This is a genomic window from Nocardiopsis sp. Huas11 (assembly GCF_003634495.1).
In the GTDB taxonomy this organism is placed as follows: domain Bacteria; phylum Actinomycetota; class Actinomycetes; order Streptosporangiales; family Streptosporangiaceae; genus Nocardiopsis.
Genome location: NZ_RBKY01000001.1, coordinates 6,900,704 through 6,912,882, shown reverse-complemented (window position 1 = coordinate 6,912,882; position 12,179 = coordinate 6,900,704). Strand labels below are relative to the sequence as shown.

At 71.6% G+C, this 12,179-nt stretch carries 10 protein-coding genes; 5 read left to right on the top strand and 5 right to left on the bottom strand.

Annotated features, from left to right (window positions below):
• Positions 1-121: 121 nt before the first annotated feature.
• Entirely contained in the window at positions 122-1,147 is a 1,026-nt protein-coding gene (locus DFP74_RS30865; protein WP_121187236.1) for an Lrp/AsnC family transcriptional regulator, read from the bottom strand.
• A gap of 184 nt (positions 1,148-1,331) precedes the next feature.
• Here DFP74_RS30865 and DFP74_RS30860 point away from each other — a divergent pair, with 184 nt between their 5' ends.
• The 3 genes from DFP74_RS30860 to DFP74_RS30850 all read left to right on the top strand — a co-directional run bounded on the left by DFP74_RS30860 (position 1,332) and on the right by DFP74_RS30850 (position 5,614).
• The gene (locus tag DFP74_RS30860) at positions 1,332-2,630 is read left to right on the top strand and encodes an amidohydrolase family protein (protein WP_233571241.1); all 1,299 of its coding nucleotides are present in this window, start codon (positions 1,332-1,334) and stop codon (positions 2,628-2,630) included.
• 45 nt (positions 2,631-2,675) lie between these two features.
• Positions 2,676-4,277, top strand: coding sequence for an AbgT family transporter (locus tag DFP74_RS30855; RefSeq protein ID WP_121187232.1), 1,602 nt, complete (start codon positions 2,676-2,678; stop codon positions 4,275-4,277).
• A gap of 95 nt (positions 4,278-4,372) precedes the next feature.
• Complete coding sequence (locus DFP74_RS30850) at positions 4,373-5,614, top strand: amidohydrolase family protein (RefSeq protein ID WP_121187230.1); 1,242 nt, start codon at positions 4,373-4,375, stop codon at positions 5,612-5,614.
• Between the two features lie 9 nt (positions 5,615-5,623).
• Here the strand turns inward: DFP74_RS30850 and DFP74_RS30845 are convergent, their stop codons facing one another.
• The 3 genes from DFP74_RS30845 to DFP74_RS30835 all read right to left on the bottom strand — a co-directional run bounded on the left by DFP74_RS30845 (position 5,624) and on the right by DFP74_RS30835 (position 9,074).
• A complete protein-coding gene (locus DFP74_RS30845) occupies positions 5,624-5,917 on the bottom strand; it encodes a hypothetical protein (protein ID WP_147453937.1) in 294 nt (97 codons plus the stop codon).
• Positions 5,918-6,090: 173 nt separating this feature from the next.
• The gene (locus DFP74_RS30840) at positions 6,091-7,152 is read right to left on the bottom strand and encodes a 3-deoxy-7-phosphoheptulonate synthase (RefSeq protein WP_121187226.1); all 1,062 of its coding nucleotides are present in this window, start codon (positions 7,150-7,152) and stop codon (positions 6,091-6,093) included.
• 206 nt (positions 7,153-7,358) lie between these two features.
• Positions 7,359-9,074: an AMP-binding protein gene (locus tag DFP74_RS30835; protein ID WP_121187224.1), complete on the bottom strand. Its 1,716-nt coding sequence runs from the start codon at positions 9,072-9,074 to the stop codon at positions 7,359-7,361.
• Between the two features lie 155 nt (positions 9,075-9,229).
• On the opposite strand from DFP74_RS30835, the gene DFP74_RS30830 reads away from it, so the two are divergent.
• Positions 9,230-10,117: a DUF4429 domain-containing protein gene (locus DFP74_RS30830; protein ID WP_121187221.1), complete on the top strand. Its 888-nt coding sequence runs from the start codon at positions 9,230-9,232 to the stop codon at positions 10,115-10,117.
• Between the two features lie 173 nt (positions 10,118-10,290).
• The gene (pip, locus tag DFP74_RS30825) at positions 10,291-11,247 is read left to right on the top strand and encodes a prolyl aminopeptidase (protein WP_121187219.1); all 957 of its coding nucleotides are present in this window, start codon (positions 10,291-10,293) and stop codon (positions 11,245-11,247) included.
• A gap of 47 nt (positions 11,248-11,294) precedes the next feature.
• On the opposite strand, the gene DFP74_RS34820 is transcribed toward pip, so the two are convergent.
• Positions 11,295-12,089: a DUF4173 domain-containing protein gene (locus tag DFP74_RS34820; protein ID WP_233571240.1), complete on the bottom strand. Its 795-nt coding sequence runs from the start codon at positions 12,087-12,089 to the stop codon at positions 11,295-11,297.
• Between the last annotated feature and the right edge of the window lie 90 nt (positions 12,090-12,179).

Below are 12,179 nucleotides of genomic sequence, written 5' to 3'. Positions count from 1 at the left end.
CCGCCCGCCGCGCACCGCCGCGCCTCCCACGCCCGCCCGCCGCGCACCGCCTCGGCGACGTCCGCCGACCCCTCGCGTCCCACGGGGGTCCTCTGTCCTCCCGTGCGCGCCGGATTCCGGCTCAGGCGCGCTGCATGGCGCGCGGACGGAGGGGGACGGTCCGGGTGAAGCGCTGCCCGGCGTCCACGATGCCGCCCATGAACTTGAAGGTCCGCAGGACCACGCGCCGGTCGGCGATGCGCAGCCCCGGCAGTTCGTCCAGCAGACGGCGTTCCACGCGGACCAGGTCGGCCGCCGTGCGCAGCCACACCACCAGGTGGGTGTTCTCCGGCCCCGCCAGCGTGCTGCAGAGCCGCACCTCGGGGATGCGATCGCCCAGGTCCCCGGCCCGGTCGAGGGCGTCGGCACCCGCCGAGCCCCACAGCACGGCCGCCACCGGCCATCCCATGGCACCGCGTGAGATGTCACAGCGCAGGCCGAGGATGCCCTCGCGCAGGAGGCGGTTGAGTCGCCGGGCGGCCGTGGCGGGCGCGATCCCCAGGCGCTCGGCGATGTCGTGATAGCCCACGCGTCCGTCGTTGCACAGCAGGTCGATGACGCGCTGGTCCAGTTCGGTGATGTGGTCGCTGTCGGTCCGTGACTCGATCGGCGGCACGAGCGCACGCAGCTCGCGGCGCTGGCCGGGGGAGAGCGCGCCGACCTGCCAGTGCTGTGCCTCGTAGGGCATGCCCGTCACCACGTGCACGTGGTAGGAGATCACGTCCGGGAAGCCGCCGACCCAGTTGAGCAGGTAGTCGGCCAGACCCGCTCCGGGGACCACGGTGAGCAGGAGCTGGTGCGAGCCGGCGATGAACTGGATGCTCAAGGTGTCCGGGTGCTCCGCCAACACCGAGGCGACCTGCTCGATGGTGCCGTTGCGGCAGCTCAGTTCCACGTAGGCCATGTTCAGGCGGGCCATCACGCTGGGCCGGGGGAAGGCCGTGACCCGTGCCAGGCCGTCGTCCTGGAGCCGTTTCCATCGTCGCGCCAAGGTCGTCGGATCGGCCTCCAGGATCGGCGAGAGATCGGTCCAGGAGGCGCGCGGGGCGATCTGCAGGGCGTTGATCAGACTGAGATCGAACTCGTTGGGTGCGATGGAATCCTGCATGAGGCCCCCGACTGGGATCATTTTCCGGCAATTCCGAGATCCTATCCCTCGTCGGACGTAGGTTTCCGCAGAGCCAGAAAACGGCCCCTGAGCTGCGTGTTTCGTCGGCGTTACACGCATGTCGGCCGTTGATTTCGTAGAGCGGAAGATCCGTCGCGGCGGGTCCTCCGGAAGGGGCGCACACGTGACACCCAGGCCCGGTGGTGAGCGAACGGTCGTCGTTCGAGGTGGGGCCGTCATCGACGGCACGGGCGCCGAACCGCGCCCCGACCACGTGGTCGTCGTCCGCGACGGCCGCATCGACTGGATCGGTCCCGCGGCCGAGGCCCCGCACGTGAGCGGCCCCCACGAGGAGGTCGACGCCGCCGGTGGAACCGTCCTGCCGGGCTTCGTGGACGCACACGTCCACATGACCATGCCGGCCGGCGGCATGAACCCCGCCGACCTGCTCGACCAGCCGCCGCACTTCGGCTACTACGCGGCGATCCCCGTGCTCCGCGACACCCTCGACGCGGGCGTCACCAGCGTCCGCGACCTCGCCGGGCTCGACATGGCCGTCCAGAAGGCCGTGGACGACGGCATCGTCGCCGGCCCCCGCACCACCATCGCCTACCGCGCGCTCGGTCCGACGGGAGGCCACGGTGACTTCCGGACCTGCTGCGGCTTCGACTCCGGCACGGCCATGGGCCCGGGCGGCGCGATCTCCATGCTCACCGACGGCGTGGACGAGGCCCTGCGCAACACGCGCGAGGCGATGCGCAAGGGCGCCGGAGTCATCAAGGTCATGGCCAGTGGTGGCGTGTGGAGCCCGCGGGACACGCCCTGGCACGACGGGCTCAACGTCGAGGAGATGACCGTGGTGGTGCGCGAGGCGGCCGCTCACGGGGTCCCCGTGGCCGCCCACGCCCAGAGCGCGCGCAGCATTCGCAACGCGCTCACCGCCGGGGTCACCAGCGTCGAGCACGGCTACGAGATCGACGCCGAGGGCATCGAGCTCATGCTGGACCGCGGGGCCTTCCTCGTCCCGACCCTGTCGACGGCGACCACCCCGCCCGACCCCGCGAAGTCCGCCGACTACGCGGTCGCCAAGAAGCTCCGTCTCCAGGAGCACCTCGGCGAGAACATCTCCGCGGCCATCGCCGCGGGCGTGCGCGTGGCCCTGGGCACCGACTCCGGTATCTGTCCGCACGGACGCAACCTGCGCGAACTGGCGCTGCTGGTCGACCACGGGATGAGCCCCATGGGGGCCGTCCTCGCGGGCACCCGCGACGCCGCGGAGCTCCTGGGCGTGGCCGACCAGGTCGGCACCCTGGAGCCCGGCAAGCGTGCCGACCTCGTGGTGTGCGAGGGCGACCCCCTCAGCGACATCACCCTGCCGGGCGACCCGGCCAACATCCGGGCCGTCCTCAAGGACGGCCGGGCCCACAAGGGCGCCGCCCTCGCGCGGACCGGCAATGAGCCCACCGCCGGCGCGACCCGCTGACCGACCGGTCCTCCCCGAACTCCCCCTTCCCACACGAGGTGACCGATGAGCACCAAGAACCCCCGGCAGGACGAGACGAACCCGGCCGTGCGACGGCCCGGCTTCCTCGCCCGCGTCCTGGACGGCATCGAGCGCGTCGGCAACAGGATCCCGGATCCGTTCATCCTGTTCCTGCTGCTGTTCGCGCTGGTGGCCGTCGCGTCCTCGGTCATGTCCGCCCTCGGGGCCACCTACGAAGTGCCGGGCGGCGACGAGGGCGTCCAGGAGATCCAGAACTTCTTCACCGCCGAGGGGCTGACCTGGATCACCACCAACCTGGTCGCCAACTTCATCGGGTTCCCGCCGCTCGGCGTGGTCCTGACCGTCCTGCTGGGTGTCGGCCTCGCCCAGCGCACGGGTCTGCTCAACGCCCTGGTCCGACGGGCGTTCGGCCGCTCTCCGCGATGGCTGCTGCCGTACGTGGTGGCGCTGGTCGCGGTCGCCGCCAGCATCATGAGCGACGCCGCGATGGTCGTCGTCCCGCCCCTGGCGGCGCTCGTGTTCAAGGCGGCCGGACGCCACCCCGTCGCGGGCCTGCTCGGCGGTTTCGCCGTGGCCACCGCGGCGTTCAGCTGCAGTCCGTTCATCACCAGTACGGACGCCCTGCTCTCAGGCATCACCGTCACCGCCTCCGAGGCCGTGGGAGTGGGCACCACGGTCACACCGGTGTCCAACCACTACCTGACCTTCACCATCGCGATCCTGCTCAGCGTCACCGGCGGCTTCCTCATCGACCGCGTCCTGGAACCGTCACTGGTGCGCGGGCGCGTCACCCGGGAGCGGGTGCGGACCGAGGGAGAGCCGATCGACCAGGACCGCCCGGACATGCGGATGGACCCGGCCCTGTCCGCCTCCGAGGTCCGGGGCATGCGCTGGGCCGGGGCGGCCCTGCTGGTCACCGTCGCCGTCGTGCTGCTGGTGACCCTGCCCGCGGGGGCGCCGCTGCGCAACGAGGAGGGCGGGTTCCTGCCCACGTCTCCGCTGTTGAGCTCGGTCGTCTTCCTCGTCTTCGTGGTCCTGGCCGTACCCGCGGTGGTCTACGGCCTGGTCACCCGCACCATCACCACCGGCGCCGACGTCGCCAGGATGATGGGCCACACCGTCAAGGAGATGTCCAACTTCATCGTCCTGGCCTTCGTGATGGCGCAGTTCCTCCAGCTGTTCAACTGGACCGGAATCTCCACCTGGATCGCGATCAAGGGTGCCGAAGGGCTGGAGGCCACCGGTTTCACCGGCTTCGGGGCGATCATCTGCTTCATCCTGCTGGCGTTCCTGATCAACCTGTTCGTCATCTCCGGCTCGGCGCAGTGGGCGCTCTTCGCTGCCGTGTTCGTGCCCATGTTCGCGCTGCTCGGATACGAGCCCGGCTTCGTCCAGGCGGCGTTCCGCATCGGCGACTCGACCTCCAACGTGCTCTCGCCGCTGAGCCCCTACGTCGTGATCATCCTCGGCTTCCTGCGCGCCTACGAGCCCAAGGCCGGAGTCGGCACGGTGATCGCCCGGGCGCTGCCGTTCTCGCTGGCCTTCCTGGTCCTGTGGACGTGCGTGCTCGCGGTGTTCTACTTCGCGGGCATCCCCGTCGGGCCGGGGATGGGAGCGCGTATCTGACCCGGCCGACCCGCGCGCCACCGGCGCGCCTTCGACCGCCGGGGCCCGAAGGAACGGTCCCCGGCCCAGCCCCGCATCGACCTAGGAGTGACCGCATGACCGGCGCCAGGACCCTGTACCGAGACCTCACCCTCATCGACGGCACCGGCGCGCAGCCGGTGGCCGACGCCGCGGTGGTCGTCGAGGACGGGGCGATCGTCTACGCCGGACCGGCCGCGCGGACGCCGGCCTCCCCGCCCGGAGAGCGCGTGGTGGAGCTGGGCGGGCGCGTCCTGCTCCCGGGATTCATCGACACCCACGTGCACCTGGGCATGGAGGACAGCCGGGAGCTGCTCAACAACACCCTGGACCGCACGCGCAGCCTGCACGCCTTCGAGACCGGCGACCGGATGCGGCGTACCCTCGCGGCGGGTGTGACGAGCGTGCGCGACCTCGGCGGCGCCGACGCCGGATTCCGGCAGGCCCAGGAGCGCGGCCTGGTGAGCGGACCCAGGATGAACGTCGCGCTGCGCCTGATGAGCCACACCGGCGGCCACGCCGACTTCACCATGCCCTCCGGCGTCAGCCTGCAGGAGTGCGGCGGGCACACGGTGGTGGAGATCGTCGACTCCGTCCAGGAGGCGCGGGTGGCCGCGCGGCGCCTCATGCGCGACGGCGCGGACGTCATCAAGGTGTGCGCGACGGGCGGAGTGTCCAGCCCTTCGGACACACCCGACGACGAGGGCCTCACCGTCGAGGAGATCGCCGCCATCGTCGAGGAGACCGGGCGCCACGGGGGCCGTCCCGTCGCGGCGCACGCACAGGGGGCGGCGGGTATCCGCAACGCCGTGCGCGGCGGCGCCACCAGCATCGAGCACGGCTACCTGGTCGACGACGAGGGCATCGACCTGATGCTGGAGCGGGGTACGTTCCTGGTCCCCACACTGTCGACCTTCGACTTCGAGGACCGCGTGCACCTGATGACGCCCAAGGCGGTCGAGACCAAGCGCGCCCTGGCCGACCGCACCTTCGAGCGTGTGTCGGAGGCCGTGCGGCGCGGGGTCCGGGTCGCTCTGGGCACCGACGCGGGGATCTCTCCGCACGGGGCCAACCTGGCCGAGTTGCGACACCTGGTGGGTGTGGGCCTGTCCCCGATGGCGGCGATCGTGGCGGGCACCCGCGATGCCGCGGAGCTGCTCGGCGCGGCCGGCGCCCTCGGCACCGTCGAGGCGGGCAAGACCGCCGACCTGGTCGTGTGCGACGGCGATCCGCTGAGCGACATCGCGCTCCTGGGCGACCCCGACCGTGTGGTGCTGGTGGTCCAGGGCGGCGAGGTCGTCAAGGACGCCCGGGACTGAGCACCGGCGTCAGGAGCGGCGGGCTCCCCAGGGACGGAACCGGCACCCCGCCCGTTCGCACTCCTCGGCGGGCGGATGGGACTCGTAGACGTAGGCGGAGAAGTCCTCGGCCGCGATCCTGAGGGTGTCGGCGCCGATGGCGGAGCCGGTGGCGACGGCGTCCTCGGTGGCGTCCATCACCACCCAGTCGGCGCCGACCTCGCTCACCACGCCCGTGATCGTCCGGGGCCAGTGGTTCTGGCTCCACACCGCGTCGCCGACGCCTACGTGCTTTCCGTCCTGGGTGCGAAAACGCCGGGACATGACCACCTCTCGGCAGGAGACCGTCCGGCCAGGAGACCACACGGCCCGGCACCGGGTCAGGGGGTCGACCCTGGCCGGAAGCGGACACCGGCCCGGTCGGCCCGTCCCCGGGACGCGGAACGGCCGGGCGCCCCTGAAGGCGCCCGGCCGCTCCGGTCGTGGTGCGGTGCCGGTCAGGTGTTGGCCTTGCGGCGCCGGCGCACGGCGTCGGCGAGCTCGGCCAGCACGTGCTCGGTGGTCTCCCAGCCCATGCACTTGTCGGTGATGGACTGGCCGTAGGTGAGCTCGGAGGGGTCACCGAGCTTCTGGGCGCCCTCGACGATGAAGCTCTCCAGCATCACGCCGATGATGCCGTTCTGGCCCGCGGCGACCTGGCGGGCGATGGCGGCGGCCACACCCGGCTGGCGGGTGTGGTCCTTGCCGCTGTTGGCGTGGCTGGCGTCGATCATCAGGCGGCGGGGCAGGCCCGAGGCCTCGATGACGTCGAGGGCCTCCTCGACCGGGGCGGCCTCGAAGTTGGGGCCGCTGCGGCCGCCGCGCAGGATGACGTGGCAGTCCGGGTTGCCGTCCGTGACGACGACCGAGCCGGCGCCGTGCGGGTCCACACCGAAGAACGTGTGGGAGGCGGCGGCCGCGCCGACCGCGTCCACGGCGACCTGCACGTCGCCGTCGGTGCCGTTCTTGAAGCCGACCGGGGTGCTCAGGCCGCTGCTGAGCTGGCGGTGCACCTGGCTCTCCGTCGTGCGCGCGCCGATCGCGCCCCAGGAGACGACGTCGGCGATGTACTGCGGGGTGATCGGGTCGAGGAACTCGGTCCCGGCGGGCAGGCCGAGCGAGTTGATGTCGAGCAGCAGCGTGCGGGCGGTGCGCAGGCCGCGGTGCACGTCGTAGGTGTCGTCCAGGCCGGGGTCGTTGATCAGGCCCTTCCACCCCACCGTGGTGCGCGGCTTCTCGAAGTACACGCGCATGACGACGCACAGGTCGTCGTTCAGCGACGGCACGAGGGCCTTGAGCCGCTCGGCGTAGTCCATGGCGGACTCGGTGTCGTGCACGGAGCAGGGGCCGACGACGACGAGCAGTCGGTCGTCCTCGCCGTTGAGGACCCGCGTCACCTCGGCGCGGGAGTCCTCCACCAGGGAGCTGCGTTCGGGACCCAGAGGAAGCTCGGCCAGCAGGTCCTCGGGGGCGATGAGCGGCTGGTAACTGGCCACCCTGGTGTCGTTGGTGCTGGGCATGGTCTTCCCCTAGATCCGTCCGGTCTGGCCAGCAGAGGCCACGAAAAACAGTAGCGCGGCCGGGCGGGGCGACGTGGTGTCGCAGGAGAATCGACACGGGTCCACACGATGGGAAACACCACACCGGCGATTTTCCCGGCGAATGGTCTCATGATGCGAGACGCATTTCCGTGGCAATTGACGGATGCGGGTGCGGGCCGTCGGGATCAGTCCGTCAGCCCCGGGAGGTCCTCCTCCCAGTACTCGCGCGGGTGGCGCGCACCATCGGTGACCGCGCCCCGTTCGGCCTCGGCCCGGCGCAGTTGCACACGGCGGATCTTACCCGACACCGTCTTGGGCAGTTCCGCGAACTCCAGGCGCCTGACCCGCTTGTAGGGCGAGAGGCGCTCGCGGGCGTGGGAGAGGATGGCGCGCGCGGTGACGGCGTCGGGCGCCACCCCGTCGGCGAGGGCGACGTAGGCCTTGGCGACCGACAGGCGCAGCGGGTCCGGAGAGGGCACCACCGCGGCCTCGGCCACATATTCGTGTTCGACGAGGACGCTTTCGAGCTCGAATGGAGAGATGCGGTAATCGGAGGCTTTGAAGACATCATCGGTACGGCCGATATAGCGCATGTTCCCGGTGGAATCCAGGCCGGCGATGTCGCCGGTGAGGTACAGGTGGCGGCGGACCCGGCCGCCACCGTCGTCGGAGTCGGCGTACCCCCGCATCACGCCCACGGGGTCGCCGGTCATGTCCACGCCGATCTGTCCGGTCTCGGCGGGCTCCCCGGTGGCCGGGTCGACGATGACGATGTCGTAGCCGGGCAGCGGCCGGCCCACGGAGCCCGGCACCACGGGCCGGCCGGGACCGTTGCCGACGAGCATGGTGGTCTCGGTCTGCCCGAAGCCGTCGCGGACCGTGATGCCCCAGGCCTCGCGGACCCGGTCCACGACCTCGGCGTTGAGCGGCTCGCCGGCGGCCACGGCCTCGCGCAGCCCCACCCGCCACGAACCGAGGTCGGTCTGCAGGAGCATCCGCCACACCGTGGGCGGCGCGCACAGGGTGTCGACGTCGCGGCGCACCACCTCGTCGAGGAGCCGCTCGGGTTCGAAGCGGACGTGGTCCAGAGCCAGAACCGTGGCCTCGGCGTTCCAGGGCGCGAACACGCTGCTGTAGGCGTGCTTGGCCCATCCGGGCTGGGACACGTTGAGGTGGATGTCGCCGGGTCGCACACCGAGCCAGTACATGGTCGACAGGTGGCCGACGGGATAGGAGCTCTGGGTGTGGGTGACCATCTTGGGGCGGGCGGTGGTTCCGGACGTGAAGTACAGCAGCAGGGGGTCGTCGGGGTGCGTGGCGTGCGGCTGGGCGAAGTCCAGTCCGGCGTGCTCGGAGTCGGCGTAGTTGAGCCAGCCGTCCATGTACCCGGCGCAGATCCGCGTCCAGTGGCCGCGCAGGTGGGCGAACTTCTGGGTCTCCACGACCCCGCAGAGCACGTGCTGGATGTCGCCGCGTTCCAGGCGGTCCAGCAGGTCGCTCTCGGACAGGACCGGTGCGGTGGGGGCCACCACGGCGCCGAGCTTGATCGCGGCCAGCGTGGTCTCCCACAGTTCCACCTGGTTGCCGAGCATCACCATGATCCGGTCGCCGGGGTGCACGCCCTGGCCGATCAGCCAGTTCGCCACCTGGTTGGAGCGCTCCGACAGGTGGCGGTAGGTGTACTTGGTGTCGCTGCCGTCCTCGGCCACGACCCAGAGCGCGGTCCGGTCCGGGCGGGTCCGGGCGACCGCGTCGAAGTGGTCCAGGGCCCAGTTGAAATGTTCGGACCGGGGCCAGGTGAACTCCCGGTGCGCCTTCTCCTGGTCCGTGCGGTGCTCCAGGAGCAGGTCCCGCGCGGCTCGGAACTCCGCCGCACCCGCGGCGGCCTTCTCTTTCGACATCGCTGGCGACCTCCGCTTCGGGACGGCACGGTGACCGCACCGTCCACGGGTCCGCCCGGTTGGGGCGGGTGGGGCGTGCTCTGCGAGTCCTACCCGCGCGGGACGGCTCCGACGCTTCCCCACCGATGGGCCGCTCGGCTCTAGGATTGGGCGTTATGGAGGAACTGCGCGGACACCACGGAACCTGGCGGCTCGACGACGAGATGGTGCGTATCCGTTTCGACTCCGGTCGCAAGGTGCCCACGCTGTTCAAGTCGCTGGGCAGTTGCGCGGTACCGCTGGCGGCCGTCACCGACGTCGAGTTCGACCAGGTCGACCGCAAACGCGGATGGCGCCTGCGGTTGCGCCTGGCCGAGGGGACCGACCCCTACGCGCAGTTGGGCGGCCCGGGCAGCGAGGCGCCCACGCCGCTGGTGCTGACCGGTCCGCACGACAAGGAACTCCTCGCCGAGTACTTCTCCGACCAGCTCGCCGCGGCGGCCAGGTACGCCCGCGAGCTGTGCGAGCGGGCCCCGGAACCGGCCGAGGTCGCCAAGGGGCTGGTCGCCCGGCCGCCCGTGCAGGTGCGCACCGCCGAGGGGTCGGCGTCCTTCGACGGCACGCGGGTGCGGCTGCAATGGGACGGGTGGCTGTCCAGCACGGCCAAGGAGCGGGAGAAGTCGCGCGAGTACCGATTGTCGGAGATCGAGTCGGCCACCTGGTACCCGCCGGTGGACGTCACCGAGGGGCACCTGCGCATCGTGCTGCGCGGCGTGACGATCCCCGAGGCGACGGAGCTGGAGAACGACTTCTTCACCCTGGCCTCCCACGGCACGAAGGGCGGTGAGGAGACGCTGCTCATGGCGGCGACCCTGAACGCCCACATCCAGCCCGTCGAAGCGGCCGCCGAGGAGGCCGCGGCGCTCGCCCCGGTGCCCGGTGTCAGCGCGGAGGAGGAGTCCGTCTTCGCCAAGATCCGCGAGCTGGGGCGCCTGCACGCCGAGGGCCTGCTCACCGACGAGGAGTTCAGCGCCAAGAAGGCCGAACTCCTCGACCGCCTCTGAACCGGCGCCCGACCGCCCCCCGGCCGCGGCCCGATCGGTCCCCGGTGGCCGCCCCCCGAACCACCTCCGCCGGCCCCCACCGAGGGCCGGCGTTTCCTCCTCGCTCCGGTCACCCCCGGCGGCGATGGCCCCGGGAGACACCCGGGGCCGACGCGACACGAAAGGGCACGGCTGTGCGCACCCTGTATCCGCCCATCGACCCCTACGACTCGGGCATGCTCGACGTCGGCGACGGACACCGCGTGTACTGGGAGCTGTGCGGCAACCCCGCGGGCAAGCCCGTGGTGTTCCTGCACGGCGGACCCGGCGGCGGCTGCAACCCCGACCACCGCAGGCTGTTCGACCCGGAGAAGTACCGCGTCCTGCTGTTCGACCAGCGCAACTGCGGTCGTTCGACGCCGCACGCGAGCGAGATGGACTCCGACCTGTCCACGAACACCACGTGGACGCTGGTGGAGGACATGGAGCGCCTGCGGGAGATGATCGGCGCCTCGACCTGGCAGGTCTTCGGCGGCTCCTGGGGCAGCTGCCTGGCGCTGGCCTACGCGCAGACGCACCCCGACCGGGTCAGCGAGCTCATCGTGCGGGGGATCTTCACCCTGCGCGACGAGGAGCTGCGGTGGTTCTACCAGGAGGGCGCCTCGATGCTCTTCCCGGACTTGTGGGAGTCCTACCTGGAGCCCATCCCCGAGGAGGAGCGAGACGATCTCATCGCCGCCTACGCCCGGCGCCTGAACGACCCGGACCGCGACGTGCGGTTGGCCGCGGCCCGCGCGTGGAGCGTGTGGGAGGGGTCGACGGTCACGCTGCTGCCCGACCCGGAGCTGCGCGCCCACTTCGGCGAGGACGACTACGCGCTGGCGTTCGCCCGGATCGAGAACCACTACTTCTCGAACAAGGGGTTCCTCACCCCGAACCAGCTCATCGACGGGGCGGAGAAGATCCGGCACATCCCCGGGGTGATCGTGCAGGGCCGCTACGACACCTGCACGCCCGTGCGGACCTCCTACGACCTGCACAAGGCGTGGCCGGAGGCGGAGTACCACATCATCGACGACGCGGGCCACGCGTTCAGTGAGCCCGGCATCCTCGACCGGCTCATCGAGGCCACCGACCGCTTCGCGAAGTGATCGACCCGGGGGCGCGCCGCGGCGCGCCCCCGGGCGAGGCGGGATCCTCACCAGTCGACGTAGCCGCGCACGCCGCAGTCGAGGCCGCTGACGTCGTTGAACAGCCCCAGCTCGGCGAGCTGCTCGCGCCCCTGGACCCGCGAGAGGTTCCAGGCGGCCACCCCGCGGCCGGCGGGGTCGTCCAGGCGCTCGCGCAGCCCCGCCAGGGCACAGACGCGTTCGCCCTCCGGCAGCCCCATCAGCCCGGGGACCGCGTCGGCGGACAGCGTGCTCAGGTAGTGCGTGTCCACGGCGGCCAGGTCGAGGTCGTGGTGGCTCTCCGCGATCCGCAGGTCGGGGTTTCCGTAGGCGAACACCGCCAGGGCCACCGCGCCGAAGGCGACCGTGACCCGGGGCAGCCAGGCGGCCGAGCGGCCGAGGGTGTTGCACAAGCCCGCCGCGATGACCAGGCCGAACACGCCCGCGCTCCACAGGATCCACGCCTCGGCGCTCACGCGCAGGCGGGTCAGGCCGAAGGTGTCGATGTAGAGCTGCAACCGCATCATCGCGGAGGCGAGGATGATCAGGGTGAGCACGCACAACAGGCCGAGCAGGGCGTTGCGCAGGGTCAGGGCCACGGCGGTCCGGGAGGGCAGCAGCCGGACCGCGACGGCGATGACGCCCAGGACCAGCACGCTCACCACCACGAGCTGGAAGAAGCCCTGCCGCGCGTACTCGGCGTAGATGACCCCGGAGACCCGCTGCACGTAGTCGTCCCCGCCGAACATCACCGCGGTCTGCACGCCGACGAACGCGACGAACAGGCCGACGAGCGCGAAGAGCGGCACGGTCCAGACCCACACCGGCCAGAGGGGGGGCGGTGGGGGGAGCGGCCGGGCGGGGCCGCGGACGGTGGTGCCGCCGGGCGGTGAGGACGGCCGCGCCGGTGAGCA